The sequence below is a fragment of the Weizmannia agrestimuris genome, assembly GCF_943193165.1.
GTDB lineage: Bacteria > Bacillota > Bacilli > Bacillales > Bacillaceae_C > Weizmannia > Weizmannia faecalis.
The window spans coordinates 1-14,369 of record NZ_CALPDC010000028.1 but is presented as its reverse complement, the minus strand read 5'-3'; the positions used below and the strand labels follow the sequence as shown (position 1 = coordinate 14,369).

The window sequence follows — 14,369 nt, the reverse complement described above, 5'->3', positions numbered from 1 at the left end:
GAACCGGGTGGTTATGTTGTTGGATACAGTATGGAAAGAATTCTCGGACATTCATCTTTTTCGTTTTGCGCTTGGTACGGTCGTTTTGCTTGTTGCCGGCAAGTTGTTGAAGTGGACGGTATCCGTGCTTGCAAAAAGGAACCGCCGGCTGCAAAAAACGGTCGTGCCGGCGGTTTATTCAATTACAAACTGGGCTTGTTTATACGGTGTACTTTTGATCTTCCTGTTTGATTTCTCCGATAACAGGTGGTTGTTTTACCCGCTTTATTCCAAAGGCGGGCTCGATGTCACGCCGTTTTTGCTGATTGTTGCTTTAATGATTGTCACGCTCGCGCACAGGCTTGTGAAGCTTCTGACAAAATATGTGCTTTCAACCGTTTATGACCATTATCACGTTGACCGCGGACTCGGGTATACGTTTAACCGCCTCATTTATTATACCGTCATGATTGCTGCACTTTGTATCAGCTTTACAACGGTCGGCCTTGACCTGTCTGCACTTGGGGCGGTTTTAAGCGTAATCGGGATCGGGCTCGGCTTTGGCATGCGCAACATCGCGGCAAACTTCGTATCCGGGATCATCATTTTATTTGAACGCCCGATTGAAGTCGGTGAAACGGTTGAAATCAATGAGGAAACCGGCAGAGTGGAGAAAATCAATCTCCGCTCTACAACGGTCCGGCACGATAAAAGCGGTACGCTGATTGTTCCAAATCAATATTTTATTGAACAGGTCATTAAAAACCGGACGACGGAAAAGCCTTCTGCTTCTATTCAGGTCAGCGTCAGTTCCGAAATGGATACAAAAAAGGTGGAAAAGCTATTGCACGAGGCTTTTGAAACAGTAAAAGAAGCAGATCATGGTCTCGCACCGGATACGATAGCGTCTGTAAAGTTGATCCTGTTGCGGAACCATAGCTTTGATTTTCTTGTAGAGATCCCGCTTTTGCCGGGCAACCAGAAAGATGAGATTGAAAATGAAATGCGCCATGTGATCGTCCGGCTGTTCCGCGAAAACGGCATTGAATTTGCAAAAGAACCGATCGAACAGGTGATTTTGCGGGACAGTTGAGCCCAGCCCAAAAAGGCAGGTACTTATGGCACCATCTGCCTGATTGGCGGCATCATGCATACGATTAAAAAAAGTGAAAAAGTTTGCCCCAGTTCCTCCGAAAAGTTATGCTTATGGTAGGAGGGGATGGATTTGGCAAGTTTTACAGAGAAAAAGGATTCATGCGACTTCACGAAAGTGGCGGAAAATGTATGGAAACTGGTCGTCCGTTTTCCATTCGGCATGCGGGAGGTCAATTGCTATCTTTTTAAAGGAAAAAAAGGGTACACGATTGTGGATACCGGGGACTTCCATGAAACGGCGAAGGAAACATGGAACAAAGTGCTGGCATCGGTTTTTCCCATTGAAAAAATTGTGCTGACACATTCGCATCCCGACCATCTCGGGCTTGCGAAATGGCTGAAAGAAAAATACAGTGTACCTGTTTTCATGTCCGATTTAAGCTTTCAGACCATGCAGGAAACAAAGGCCCGTTTTGCCGTTTCACATGATAAATACGAAGCGGTTTTGCAAAAGCATGGCGGGCCGACTTTGCCGAAACGGAATTTTGCACGGGAGATCCCGAAATATGATTTTGAACCGGACGGCCTTTTTAAAAATGGCGAACAGGTTCTGCTCGGTGATGATCCTTACGAAGCGATCCGGACGCCTGGCCATGCGCCGGACCATTTTTGTTTTTACAATCGCAAAAAGCAAATTCTGGTGCTCGGAGACCATGTGTTAAAAGACTTGTCCCCCATTGTTGCCGCCTGGTCTGAGAACGACAAAAACCCGCTTGGGGATTATTTTGATTCGCTTGACCGGATTAAAGACCTGCCTGTCAAAGTGGCGCTTCCGGGGCACGGCGGGCTAATTGAGGATGTAAAGGCGCGGGCGGAGAGCATCCGGATGCGCCATGAGCATAGACTCAAGCAAATTGTCATGTCGCTTCAAGAAGGAGAGAAAACAGCGGCGCAAATCTGCCGGGATACTTATGGGGATATGGCAATAAAGCAATTTTTCGCTCCGTTTATGGCAACAATTACAAGATGTCTTTATCTGGAATTTGCCGGAAAAATATCGAGCCGACTGGTGAATGGACAAATTTTATATTTTTTGCCCTGATCAGCTCGCATCTGCTTCAGCTTAAGAGGCAGATGATTTTTTTGCGCCGAAGGAAAAGATGTGCAGCCGGTAAACCAAAAACCGGTTGTTCAAGTTTGCGCAGAAGGTATGGCTTTAGACGGGCGATAAATATAGGGCAAGCAGAAAACCGGGCTTCCGATTTCCCTACATATATAGGAATTGGCCTTGAAAGGTTCGGAATATATAATTAGTTGTGAAAGCCACTTTTACAACAAGGAGGAACCGCATGGAAACCGTTGACGAAATTTTTCAAACAATTGATGCTGCCTTAAAGAAAGATCCTTCCCGGTCACAAGGAATGAACGCGGTATACCAGTTTAATTTAAGTGGGGAAGAAGAAGGGACTTACCATGTCGTTATGCGTCCGGAAGGCAGTTACGCTGGGGCGGGGGAAGCGGAGGATCCGAATTGTACGCTCTCCATGTCATCCGCTGACTTTAAAAAACTGGTGCAAGGCAAAATGAACGGCACGACGGCTTTTTTAACCGGCAAACTCCGGCTGAAAGGGGATATGGGGCTGGCTTTGCGGTTGCAGGACGTTTTGTCAGCATATAACGCTTCCTGATGGAAACAAAAGAAGCGAAAGCCCTTTACAACACCGCTCCTAGGATCCGTTTTGAAAAAGGGAAACCCTGGTGTGGCAAGGGATTCCCGCTCGCTTGGGTGTGCCGGCACAGAAGTTGACCGGATTTTTTGGCGGAAGCTGATAAACCGAGCACCATGCCTGCCGGTTAGAGGCACGACAGGACCGTTCCGGCATGGCGCACCTGACAAGGAGATGAAAAGATGGCGCATGAACGTTTTCAAACCGTTGAGGGTCAAATCAACTGGAATGACCCGATGTATAAGCTTTATGAAAAAGCAAAGCGGAACGGCGGGTGGAATCCGGCTGACATTGATTTCAGCCAAGACCGGGAAGATTTTCTCCAATTAAGGGAGGAAGAGAGGATAGCATCGTTACCGCTTATTTCCTCTTTTTCAGCCGGGGAAGAAGCGGTTACGCTCGATATTTTGCCGATGCTCCATGCGATGGCAAGACAGGGCCGGCTTGAAGACACGATGTTTTTGACCACCTTTTTGCACGATGAAGCCAAACATACGGAAATGTTTTCGCGCTGGCAGCAGGCTGTGGGCGTCGGCGATCTTGATTTATCGGCTTACCATAATGACAGTTACAAGCGGATTTTTTACGAAGCGCTGCCCGAAGCAATGGAACGCCTGTATACAGACGATTCGCCTGAAGCGGTCATCCGTGCGGCGATGGTTTACAATATGATTGTGGAAGGCGTGCTTGCGGAATCCGGTTATTATTCGTTCAGGCAGATTTATAAAAAAGCCGGCTTGTTCCCGGGCATTTTACAAGGCATTGATTATTTAAATATGGATGAAGGTAGGCATATCCAGTTTGGCATTTATACGATACAGCGGCTTGTGGTCGGAAATGAGGAAAGGTTTAAATTGTTCCATGACTATATGGATGAATTGTGGGCGCATGCTTGCGGCGTTGTCGAATACCTTGTCGGACTGGCGGTTTTACTACGGGAACAGTCAAATTTTGAATCGCGGATTGTATTCGAGCCGGATATGATGCGGCAATACGCTGTTAAACAGTTTCATATTCGAAAAAGCAAGATCGATCGGGCCAGAAAATACAAGAACCTGTCCGAATTGGAAGCTGCTGCAGATTCCTAAAACAGAAGACCCCGGGCCCGGGGATCCAGCGGGAGGACAAAGTAAGTTTCCCGGTGAAGCGGCATGGATGTGGAAAAACGGCGGCAGCTGCGGAACATCTGTAAAAATGTCTCTGCTTCCCGGTTTTCCAGCACGTACGTACCGGACCGGGCAAAAAAGCCGGCATGCTGTGCGAAAGCAATCTGATTGACTCAATTCACCAGGATTGCCACATTTTTTTTCTGATTTTTCGCTATCATGTGAAATTCTTTTCCATTCTGTTGCCGCTTTTTCGTACGCTTGTTTTGTCCGCTCATCAAAGCAAACCATCCAAACTTCCTGCACGGCGCCGGAAGTTTCAAGGAATGTGCAAATGGTGCGGACAGCAATCCGGGCAGCTGCATCCAGCGGGAAATGGTAAACACCGGTGCTGATGGAAGGAAAGGCAACTGTTCGCAGTCCTTTCGATTCAGCAAGGCACAGGCTGTTTTGGTAACTGTTTTCCAATAATTCGGCTTCATGATGGTCGCCTCCCTGCCAGACGGGGCCGGGCGTATGAATGACGTATTTTGCCGGCAGCTGGTATCCTTTCGTCATCTTTGCTTCGCCGGTCGGGCATCCGTTCAATTTCCGGCATTCCTCAAGGAGCCCGGGCCCTGCTGCCTTGTGGATGGCCCCATCGACACCACCGCCGCCGAGCAGTGTTGTATTCGCCGCATTTACGATGGCATCCGTTTTGACTTTTGTAATATCGCCAAGCACGATTTTAAAAGACTTCATCTCCATCATCTCCGTTTCTGTTCTTTGTTTTATTTTAACAGGAAGGGGTGGATGTTTAAATACCGGTATAGTTTCACACTCCCCTATCCATACTTTAATTGTAAAAAGAAACGGAGGTTTTGGTATGGATGCAAGACGTGCGCAGGAAATTATGAATGTGCCAGAAATGGTGACGGTCACTTTGAACGGGGAAAGGATTTACATCGAGCATGTTGACCGGCAGGAAGAAACAGTAACGGTGCATACCCTTGATCATCCGGATAAAAAGATGAGCGTTCCCGTCAACCTTTTGCTGGAACATTAAAACCGCTTTTTGAGCGGTTTTTTTTCGGTTGACAGTGAAAATACAAACATTTAGAATTTTAGATACGGAACAGATCTTCATGGGAGAGGGGTTTAGTCAAATGAATCTGGAAAACAGCACAGCCATTGTAACCGGCGGGGCATCAGGGCTCGGGGAAGCAACGGTAAGGAAATTGGTGGAAACGGGCGCGAAGGCGGTTGTTTTTGACCTTCAACAGGAAAAAGGAGCAAAATTGGAGCAGGAACTAAAAGGGCGGGTTCGTTTTTTCAAAACGGATGTAACGGATGAGAAAAGTGTTCAAGATGCGCTAGAACAAATTGAAAGCGTTAACATACTGGTAAATTGTGCCGGCATCGGAGCGGCGAAAAAAACATACGGCAAAAGCGGCGTACATGATCTTGCCTCTTTTCGGAAAGTGATTGAGGTGAATCTGATTGGCACGTTTAATGTGATCCGGCTTACCGCTGAAAAAATGGCACATAACAGCCCGAACGAAGAAGGGGAAAGAGGAGTGATCATTAATACAGCCTCGGTTGCCGCTTTTGAAGGGCAGATCGGGCAGGCAGCCTACAGCGCGTCAAAAGGCGGCATTGTCGGGATGACGCTTCCGGTTGCCAGGGATCTTGCCAGCCTTGGCATTCGTGTTGTCACGATTGCACCGGGTGTATTTGAAACGCCGCTTTTCGCTTCTTTGCCAGAAAAAGCAAGGGATGCGCTTGGCAAGATGACACCGTTTCCTCCCCGTCTCGGACGGCCGGCAGAGTATGCGCAGCTTGTCCAAAGTATTGTCTTGAATCCGATGCTGAACGGGGAAACGATCCGACTTGACGGTGCGATCCGGATGCAGCCGAAGTAATGTGAAGCTGATGATGGAAAAATCCGCCTGGCAGGCAGGCACGGGAAACATCTCAAAATCGCACGCGCAAGGCGGATTGGGCCGGTTGCTTAACGGGTCGATAAAAACAGTCCGGGCCGGGCACCATTTTCAAAAGAGTCCCGTGCAAATGCGAGACTAAGACAGGAAATACGGGTTTACAAGCGGAATCGCAGTTTAAAAACGCAGGGTATAAGATGAATGGAAAATTTTTATGGTGAGGGGAATGCGGATGCGGGAAGCGGTCATTATAGAAGCGGTTCGGACACCCGTTGGAAAGCGGAATGGATTATTAAGCGGGATCCGGGCAGAAGAGCTGGCGGCGAAAGTTTTACAGGAAGTGGTCGAACGGGCGGGGATATCTCCGGATATGGTGGAAGATGTGATCATGGGCTGTGTTTCCCAGGTCGGGGAACAGGCGTCTGATATTGCGCGGCAGGCAACGTTGATCGCAGGATTTCCGATTGAAGTGCCCGGCGTTACCATTGACCGCCAGTGCGGATCCAGTCAGCAGGCGGTGCATTTTGCAGCTCAGGCGGTTCTCTCCGGCGATATGGATGTGGTGATTGCAGGCGGAGTTGAGAGCATGTCGCGCGTTCCGATCGGCTCCAACAGGAACGGCGCCGCATTCAGCAAGTTGCTCACTGCAAAATACAACATGATCCATCAGGGGCTGTCCGCAGACTTGATTGCGGAAAAGTGGGGCATTAGCCGTGAAAAGATGGACCACTATGCGCTTGAAAGCCACAGGCGTGCATTGCAGGCGCAAAAAGAAGGGCGTTTTGACAGGGAGATCATGCCGGTTGAAGCGGAACAGCCTGATGGCAAGACCGTGACAGTTGTGAAAGATGAAGGCCCGCGTTCAGATACATCGATTCAGAAATTGTCCGCGCTGAAACCGGCTTTTCAGGAAGACGGGCGTATCACGGCAGGTAATGCGAGCCAGATTAGCGACGGGGCAGCTGCCGTTTTAATCATGTCCCGCACAAAAGCAGAGGCACTTGGCCTGAAGCCGCGGTTCCGAATTCTCGCCCGGACCGTTGTTGGGTCTGATCCGACACTGATGCTGACAGGGGTGATCCCGGCTACGGAAAAAGTGTTATGTCAGGCGGGGCTTTCGATTGATGACATCGATGTATTTGAAGTGAACGAGGCATTTGCTTCCGTACCGCTTGCCTGGCTTTTAGAAACCGGCGCCAGTCCGGAAAAACTGAACCCGAACGGCGGTGCGATTGCGCTTGGCCATCCGCTTGGCGCAAGCGGGGCGCGGCTCATGACAACGCTAATACACGAGCTGGAACGAACAAACGGTCGTTACGGCTTGCAAACGATGTGCGAAGGTTACGGTATGGCAAACGCGACGATCATTGAAAGATTGGATTAAAAAACATGTTGTTTCCGGCTGGGGAAAGGAGCGTATCACCGCAGCCGGCGCTTTACTGCGGCAAACGGAAAAACCGGGTTTTTCGAACAGGAGGAGTAAAAATGTTTGTTGGGCAACAGCTCAAATGGCATGCCATTCATCAACCGGACCATATCATTACGTCTTACCGGGGAAAGAAAATGACTTATGCTCAATTTTACCGGGAGGCGATAAATGTCGCCGGCTTTTTCCAAAAAAAGGGGTACAAAAAGGGAGACATTATTGCCCTTTTTCTTCATAATTCCGATGTGCTGCTCATTGCCTATTATGCCTGCCAACTGGGCGGTTTCACAGCCATGCCTGTCAATACAAAATTGGCACCACCCGAAGTGCAGTATATTTTTCATCACTCAGAAGCAAAAGCCCTCATCTATGATACCCGTCTGCTCCATATATTGCATGAAATTCCGCGCGAGTTTCATCAATTCCAAGACCGCCTGATGGTCGGCGGGGAAGACACATTCCGGGCTATTGCCGGAGAAAATACGGATGCTTTTATGCCTCCCCAAATAGAGGCAGATGATACTGCTGTGATTTTTTATACATCCGGCACAACCGGCAGGCCAAAAGGCGTCATGCTGTCTGCCGCAAATGTCCGGGCAGCGGCACAAATCTGGGCTGAGGCAATGGATTTAAGCAGGGAAGACCGTGTGCATATTGTCACCCCATTATTCCATTGCGCGGCATGCCATGTCTTTAGCATTCCGGCCATCTACCGTGGTGGCACCATGATCATAGAAGAACAATTTTCCCCTGAGAAAACGCTTGAAACAATGGAAAAAGAAAAAGTTACTGTTTTCTTCGGGGTGCCGGCAATGTACAGTATCCTTCTCAATACGCCGAAAATGGCTGAAGTTGACCTGTCTTATTTGCGATTGTTCTGTTATGGTGCGTCTCCGATGCCGTATGAACGTGTGCGCCAGTTAAAAACGCGTTTTCCGACAGTAAAAGTACAAAATTTATACGGCCAGACCGAAAATGCGCCGGCAGCTTCAACATTAACTGACCGTTTTGCTATGGAAAAGGCAGGTTCGGTTGGCCAAGCATTGCCGCAAACGGAAATTCAAGTGGTAGATGCGGGCGGTTCACCTGTTCCCGCCGGGGAAGTAGGCGAAATCATCGTTAAAGGGCCGCAAGTCATGAAAGGATATTTGAAAAATGAAGAAGAAACGCGGAGGGTATTGCAAAACGGTTGGCTTTACAGCGGAGATTTGGGCTATTTCGATGAAGCCGGCTTTCTGTATTTAGTTGACCGTAAAAAAGATATGTTAATACGTGGAGGCGAAAATGTTTATCCGGTGGAAGTAGAGGAAGTGCTGTATGAAATGCCGGAAATTTTGGAAGCGGCAGTAGTCGGAATTCCGCATGAAATATACGGGGAAGTGCCAAAAGCCTATATTGTCGTGAAAAAAGGCGAAACATTGACAGAAGAAAAAGTGTTTGCCTATTGTTCGGGAAAACTTGCAAAATATAAATGGCCGGCCGAAATTGAATTTTTACAGACGCTTCCACGAAATGCGAGCGGGAAAGTTTTAAAACACGTTTTGCGAAAACAAATTTCCGGGGTGTAAGGCAAACAGCACGGCAGCAAAAAATACCCATTTTGAGAAAGGGCGCCCGTGCCGTTTGGGAAAAGCGTAATGCCGGCAATGCGCCGGTATTTTTTTGTTTAATTTGGTTTAATAACACTATGTGCTAAAAGATAAATAATATTTGACCAAATGTTTGCACGATAAAAATGAACGAATTTTTACCATTCTTTTGCCGGCTTAGCCGGATGCACGGTTGATATAAAACGCGACTCCATTTTATAGAAATGAAAGGGTTTCAGAGCAGATTTTATAAAAATTACACAATGTGCTAAAAACATAATAAAAAACAAAAAACCTACACAGCTAAAATAACATACGTTCGAGTGTTAATTTTTGTGTGCTGCCGGCACATTTTACTATAATGGAAGAAAAAGGGGTGAGTATCATGGCGGAAAAACGGCAAAGGGAGAGTACCGGCTTTTTAATCAAACAGCGCGCCTTTTTAAAACTTTATATTATCACCAATATTGAAAACGGACGGTGGTACGGGCTGCAGCTTTTGGATGAATTGAAAAAAGAATTTAAGCCGCTCGGTTTCGAACCGCAGCATTCCGAAATCTACCGGGCGCTTCATGAACTGGAAGATGAGGAGCAAATTTTGACCAAAATAAAAGTAAAACCGGACGGGGCAAAAAGAAAAGAGGTTGTGGTATACAAAATCAAAGACATGGAAAAAGCAAAAGCGTACAAAAAACTTGTCAAGGCTGACTTGGAACGGTGCGAGCAGCTTTTGCGAAAAGCGCTTCAGGATAACTTTTCATAAAAAAAGCCGGGTGTGCCGGCTCTTTTTTATTTATCATTTTTCGTAAGAAGCGGCCCTTTTGGCTGCGAGTATGTGCTTATCCCGCGTATAGGTTTACCCGTCCTGTTTCAAAAAGGGGGATAAAAGAAATATTTTTCCGCACAATGGTCAATCCCCGTTCGGCTCAAGCAAGTATTTTAACATTCGCTGTCCATGCCGAAAAACAGCAGAACGTTCACTTTAAAACAATCGATTTCGTTTTTTCTGATTGATATACATCCAATGCGGCCTGCAATCCTTCTCCACGGTTCACTTTTACGCCATGCCTAATCAGAACGGCTTCAAGGCCGCCTAATAATGCGAGCACATTATCTTTTCGACAGCCGTAGCCCATCGTGCCAATCCTCCAGATTTTTCCGTGCAGTGGGCCAAAAGAAGAAGCGATTTCAATGCCGAATTCCTCAAGAAGCATGTGGCGGACAGATTCGCCGTCGGTTCCGTCCGGTATGTTGACGCAAGTGACGCAGGGGAGTTTGTGCACAGGGTCGCCGAATAAAGACAGTCCCATTGCCAGAAGCCCTTCGATAAGCGCTTTTTCATGCAGTTTATGGCGTGAAAAACGTGCTCCCAGTCCTTCATCCAACACAAGCCGTAATCCTTCTCGTAGCGCGTAGATCATGGACGTTGCCTCTGTGTGGTGGTTCAACCGGCGCGGGCTCCAGTAATCCTGGAGCATGCCCAGATCAAAGTAATTGCTTGTGATCGGGCGCATGCTCCTTGGATAAGCACGGTCCTCATCAGTTGCAATGCCGCGTTCCACTTTTTTGCGTGCCAGCACGATTTTTTCTATACGACTGTTGTACGTAATCGGCGCCATGCCGGCAGGGACTGACAGACATTTTTGCGTTCCGGCAACAAGGGCATCGATATACCATTCATCTGTCCTGACATCTGCTCCTCCGATGGATGCGACTGCATCTACAACAAACAAAACGTCCTGTTCGCGGCATGCCCTTCCGATTTCTGCAAGGGGCTGCATTCTGCCGGTGGAAGTTTCACCGTGCACCATTGCCAGCACTTTCGGCTTTATTTTCTTCATCTCCGCAATGACATGGCCCGGTTCGAATACTTCTCCCCACGGACATTCAATGGTGTGGACTTCAGCACCGTACCGTTCGCAAATTTCTGCAAATAAATGGCCGAATCTGCCATAAATGGGCACCATGACACGGTCTCCGGGTTCAAGAATGCTGCAAAGCACAGCTTCTAATCCGGAGCGGGAAGTTCCGTCAACCGGGTAAGCCCAATGGTTTTTTGTCTGAAATACTTGGCGGAGCATATCCATTACTTCATTCATAATGGCTGTAAATGCCGGATCGAATTGACCTAGGATCGGTGTGCCCATTGCCCGCAACACACGCGGGTCGACCTCAACCGGGCCGGGTGTCAGGATGATTCGTTTCGGTGCCGTTAATTCTGCATATGCCAATTTCATCTTCTCCTTATTGTGCATCATTTAAGTGTAAGCCAGCTTGTATAATACGCTTTCCAATAAATCAATGCCGGTTTCAAGATCGCGAATAGCGCTATATTCTCTCGGCGAATGACTGATACCGTTCCTGCTCGGTACAAATAGCAGCAAAGTCGGGCAAAATGAGCCGAAAATCTGGGCGTCATGCCCGGCGCCGCTCACAATATCTTGAAAAGCAATCTGCCGGGATTTAGCAATGGATCGCGCTATTTCGGCCAATGCCGGATCCAGCGCGACCGGTGCTGTATCGAGCCATTGTGTAATCGAAATATGGATTCCCTTCTTTTTGGCGTTGCGCTTAAATGTTGAAAAAACATCGTTGCAATAGTGTTCCATGACTTCCTGCCTGTGATGGCGAATATCCAGGCTGAATGCCACTTCACCAGCAATCACATTGGCTACATTCGGTTTCACGTCAATCTGGCCAACGGTTGCCACTAAACCGGGATCGGTTTCTTTTGCCTTTCTTGTTAAGTATGAGATGAACTGGGCAGCAGCAGTAACTGCGTCTTTTCTCAGGGCCATCGGTGTCGTGCCGGCATGGTTGCTTTCTCCTTTTAGCCGAATCGTATAGCGGCGCTGCCCAACAATATGCGTGGCCACTCCGATAGTCTTATTGTTTTGTTCCAGCACCATTCCTTGCTCGATATGGAGTTCCAAAAATGCCCGGATATCCGTGCGGGCAGGGGAGATGTATTTTCCTGGTCCAAAACCCGCCCGCTTCATCGCATCGGACAGTAAAATTCCATTTTCATCCTGTATGCCATCCGCATCATGAAAATGATACAGGCCGCAAATATTTTTCGATCCCCAGAAAGTGATGGGGAACCTGCTGCCTTCTTCCTCGCACAATGACGCCGTTTCAATTGTTTTTTTGGGCGGCCCGTATTTCCGGAGGAGCCTTGACACAGCGATAAAACCGGCTATCACACCGTATGCGCCATCATATTTTCCGCCTTCTGTGACAGTATCAATGTGCGACCCGGTTAAAATTGCCCCGCTTTTTTCCGTACCTTGGACTCTGCCATATAAGTTCCCAACACTATCAAAATACGTTTCAAGCCCTGTTTCCTTCATTTTTGCTTTCAGGGCGTGCTGTGCCGCTTGCCATTCCGGTGTATACAATCGCCTTGTGACACCGCCCGTTTTTGTTTTTCCAAAGGAGGCGAGCCATTCGATCATCTCGCTTACTTGGTTTGTCTCAGATAATTGGTTTACGGACATTGGAATCGTCAACTCCTTTTCCATAAAATGGACGATTTTCTAACATGGCCTATCTATAGTGTAAAGGGTGTTTTTCGAAACTTCATTATGTATTTCATACAAATTTTCCGACCATTTTGTTTATAATCAACAATTTATGATACAATAATACTTAATTTGAATATTTAGGAAACGGGGGAAAGCAAATGAATGTGCAGGATCTGCTCGAAGTCCCGGAACTTGCCGGCATATCCATTGTTGCGGGGAAATCCGGGCAAAACCATGAAATCCGGACGGTGAATATGATGGACGCGCCCGATATTGTCCATTATTTAAAACCCAATGTCATGCTGATTACAACTGCGTACCATTTTAAAGACGACCCGAAAAAGCTGGCGGAACTGATTCAAGCCATGTCTGACAAAGGTTGTGCCGCACTTGGGATTAAGACAAAACGATTTTTGGGGAAGATACCGGATACCGTCTTAGAACTTGCTGAACGCTTGTCTTTTCCGGTCATTGAGTTGCCGCTTTCCCTCACGCTTGGAGAAGTGGTAGATCTGACATTGCGGGCAATTGTAGACAAGCATGCACGTGAGTTAACGATGGCACTTGAAGCCCATAAGCGGTTTGCTGATGTGGCGATGCGCGGGGACGGCATTCGCCCGATCCTTCATGAACTGTCGAAAATGATCCATTGCCCATGTGAATGCCTTGACCAGCACTTCGATGTGGTTGCTCGTTGTCCGGGTGCAGGAGCTGCTTTCGCTTCGCTTGAGGCAAGCCTGCCCGGCCATTTTCCGGCAAAATCCCCGGCATTCTCCTTAACATTTTCTGTTATACGGGATCAAAAGACATACACGCTGTTTCCTATCCATATAAAAGAAAAAAAGACGGGCTTTTTAGCCATTACGGGGGAGTTAGACCAGGCGGACCACTTGCGCGCGCTGCTGATTGAACAGGCTGTGAATGTCATTTCGTTTGCCCTTATGAAGGAGCAGGCTGTTAAGCAGCACGCCCGCAGCATCCGGAATGATTTTTTTCTTCATTTTCTTGAAGGGGCGTTCTCTTCGCAGGCGGAAATGATAAATCGGGCTGCTGAGTTTGCTTTGCGCAATGATCAGGCATATGTTTGCGTTGCCGGAAAAATAGACGGCGGTTTATTGGATGGTCAGGATGAAATTTATGAATTTATAGAAGACGACGTGGCACATTCGCCAGGGGATGCTCATTTTTTTACGAAGGGGGAGCTCTGTATTCTGCTCTATGAGGTGCAGACATATGACAGCAGCTGGATAGAAGCGCAGCTGCATAAAATCCAGGAAAAAGTACAGGCTTATTTCGGACGAACGATGTCATTTGGAATCAGCAATTTGAGCCATAGCTTTTTAGAAGTCCGGAGTGCTTATAAAGAAGCCATAGACGCGTTAAAATCCGGTGAATTGTCGAGAAAGTCCGCATATATCCAAACGTATTTAACGAAAGATATCGTGTCATTGCTGCGCCTCATCCCGCGTGAAGATCTGGAAAACTTTTACCGGCATGCGTTTAAAGGCTTTCGCCGCATAAAAAAAGAGGAACGGGAATCGCTGCTTCAGACTTTATCTGTATTCTTGGAAACAAACTGCCAGATATCTGAAACGTCCAAACGGCTTTATGTCCATCGCAATACTGTTGTTTACAGGATTGAAAAATGCAGGGAGCTGCTTGGAAAAAATTTAAAAGATCCGGATACCAATCTGCAGCTGCGATTGGCGCTTCGGATCCACAATCTGCTTGAGCCAATCGGCAGTTAGAGCCATGCTGACGTGTGGCTCTTTTTTTATTTGTGAGAAAACCTCACATACATCTTTGCTTTTTATTTAAATTGACCAGTAAAAATGCAAGTTTTTAGTGAATTTATCCATTGATCATCAAAAGCAAAGGGACTATCATGTTAAATAATATAACTCCAATATGTTATTAAATTATCCATGAATAAAGTCCTACGGTGTGATGTCAAGGGTTAAAAACAAGTGAATTGGAAATTTTGTTGGCTCTATGTCGTAAAAA

At 47.3% G+C, this 14,369-nt stretch carries 12 protein-coding genes and 1 pseudogene; 10 read left to right on the top strand and 3 right to left on the bottom strand.

Annotated features, from left to right (window positions below; all coding sequences use genetic code 11):
- Positions 1-16: 16 nt before the first annotated feature.
- From NFR98_RS10930 to NFR98_RS10915, 4 genes are all read left to right on the top strand, one after another.
- Positions 17-1,072 (top strand): mechanosensitive ion channel family protein, encoded by a 1,056-nt coding sequence (locus NFR98_RS10930; RefSeq protein WP_437184216.1) that lies wholly within the window; start codon positions 17-19, stop codon positions 1,070-1,072.
- A 132-nt stretch (positions 1,073-1,204) separates the two neighbouring features.
- On the top strand, positions 1,205-2,176 hold the full coding sequence (locus NFR98_RS10925) for an MBL fold metallo-hydrolase (RefSeq protein ID WP_014098299.1): 972 nt from the start codon (positions 1,205-1,207) through the stop codon (positions 2,174-2,176).
- Positions 2,177-2,423: 247 nt separating this feature from the next.
- Entirely contained in the window at positions 2,424-2,762 is a 339-nt protein-coding gene (locus NFR98_RS10920) for an SCP2 sterol-binding domain-containing protein (RefSeq protein WP_014098298.1), read from the top strand.
- 221 nt (positions 2,763-2,983) lie between these two features.
- Positions 2,984-3,889 carry a R2-like ligand-binding oxidase gene (locus NFR98_RS10915; protein WP_251460131.1) on the top strand — a complete coding sequence of 302 codons (906 nt, stop codon included), beginning with the start codon at positions 2,984-2,986 and terminating at the stop codon, positions 3,887-3,889.
- A gap of 191 nt (positions 3,890-4,080) precedes the next feature.
- Here the strand turns inward: NFR98_RS10915 and NFR98_RS10910 are convergent.
- Positions 4,081-4,648: pseudogene (locus NFR98_RS10910) on the bottom strand (O-acetyl-ADP-ribose deacetylase).
- Positions 4,649-4,772: 124 nt separating this feature from the next.
- On the opposite strand from NFR98_RS10910, the gene NFR98_RS10905 reads away from it, so the two are divergent.
- From NFR98_RS10905 to NFR98_RS10885, 5 genes are all read left to right on the top strand, one after another.
- Positions 4,773-4,952, top strand: a complete 180-nt coding sequence (locus NFR98_RS10905) for an H-type small acid-soluble spore protein (protein WP_251460129.1) — start codon at positions 4,773-4,775, stop codon at positions 4,950-4,952.
- 100 nt (positions 4,953-5,052) lie between these two features.
- Positions 5,053-5,808, top strand: coding sequence for a 3-hydroxyacyl-CoA dehydrogenase (locus tag NFR98_RS10900; protein ID WP_035184886.1), 756 nt, complete (start codon positions 5,053-5,055; stop codon positions 5,806-5,808).
- Between the two features lie 250 nt (positions 5,809-6,058).
- Positions 6,059-7,210, top strand: coding sequence for a thiolase family protein (locus NFR98_RS10895; protein WP_035184884.1), 1,152 nt, complete (start codon positions 6,059-6,061; stop codon positions 7,208-7,210).
- A gap of 101 nt (positions 7,211-7,311) precedes the next feature.
- Positions 7,312-8,820: a class I adenylate-forming enzyme family protein gene (locus NFR98_RS10890; protein WP_035184909.1), complete on the top strand. Its 1,509-nt coding sequence runs from the start codon at positions 7,312-7,314 to the stop codon at positions 8,818-8,820.
- 406 nt (positions 8,821-9,226) lie between these two features.
- Positions 9,227-9,604 (top strand): replication termination protein, encoded by a 378-nt coding sequence (locus tag NFR98_RS10885; RefSeq protein WP_014098290.1) that lies wholly within the window; start codon positions 9,227-9,229, stop codon positions 9,602-9,604.
- A 214-nt stretch (positions 9,605-9,818) separates the two neighbouring features.
- Here NFR98_RS10885 and NFR98_RS10880 read toward each other — a convergent pair whose 3' ends face one another.
- Together NFR98_RS10880 and allC are read right to left on the bottom strand one after the other, a co-directional pair.
- Positions 9,819-11,078 carry a pyridoxal-phosphate-dependent aminotransferase family protein gene (locus NFR98_RS10880; protein WP_035184843.1) on the bottom strand — a complete coding sequence of 420 codons (1,260 nt, stop codon included), beginning with the start codon at positions 11,076-11,078 and terminating at the stop codon, positions 9,819-9,821.
- A 21-nt stretch (positions 11,079-11,099) separates the two neighbouring features.
- Positions 11,100-12,338, bottom strand: coding sequence for an allantoate deiminase (gene allC, locus NFR98_RS10875; RefSeq protein ID WP_035184841.1), 1,239 nt, complete (start codon positions 12,336-12,338; stop codon positions 11,100-11,102).
- 185 nt (positions 12,339-12,523) lie between these two features.
- On the opposite strand from allC, the gene NFR98_RS10870 reads away from it, so the two are divergent.
- Positions 12,524-14,113: a PucR family transcriptional regulator gene (locus NFR98_RS10870; RefSeq protein ID WP_046721170.1), complete on the top strand. Its 1,590-nt coding sequence runs from the start codon at positions 12,524-12,526 to the stop codon at positions 14,111-14,113.
- Positions 14,114-14,369: the final 256 nt, after the last annotated feature.

What these genes read in the sequence shown, in the direction of transcription:
- NFR98_RS10920 (WP_014098298.1), top strand. Translation starts at nt 2,424, where the DNA reads ATGGAAACCGTTGACGAAATTTTTCAAACAATTGATGCTGCCTTAAAG.
- NFR98_RS10915 (WP_251460131.1), top strand. Translation starts at nt 2,984, where the DNA reads ATGGCGCATGAACGTTTTCAAACCGTTGAGGGTCAAATCAACTGGAAT.
- NFR98_RS10905 (WP_251460129.1), top strand. Translation starts at nt 4,773, where the DNA reads ATGGATGCAAGACGTGCGCAGGAAATTATGAATGTGCCAGAAATGGTG.
- NFR98_RS10900 (WP_035184886.1), top strand. Translation starts at nt 5,053, where the DNA reads ATGAATCTGGAAAACAGCACAGCCATTGTAACCGGCGGGGCATCAGGG.
- NFR98_RS10895 (WP_035184884.1), top strand. Translation starts at nt 6,059, where the DNA reads ATGCGGGAAGCGGTCATTATAGAAGCGGTTCGGACACCCGTTGGAAAG.
- NFR98_RS10890 (WP_035184909.1), top strand. Translation starts at nt 7,312, where the DNA reads ATGTTTGTTGGGCAACAGCTCAAATGGCATGCCATTCATCAACCGGAC.
- NFR98_RS10885 (WP_014098290.1), top strand. Translation starts at nt 9,227, where the DNA reads ATGGCGGAAAAACGGCAAAGGGAGAGTACCGGCTTTTTAATCAAACAG.
- NFR98_RS10880 (WP_035184843.1), bottom strand. Translation starts at nt 11,078, where the DNA reads ATGAAATTGGCATATGCAGAATTAACGGCACCGAAACGAATCATCCTG.
- allC (WP_035184841.1), bottom strand. Translation starts at nt 12,338, where the DNA reads ATGTCCGTAAACCAATTATCTGAGACAAACCAAGTAAGCGAGATGATC.
- NFR98_RS10870 (WP_046721170.1), top strand. Translation starts at nt 12,524, where the DNA reads ATGAATGTGCAGGATCTGCTCGAAGTCCCGGAACTTGCCGGCATATCC.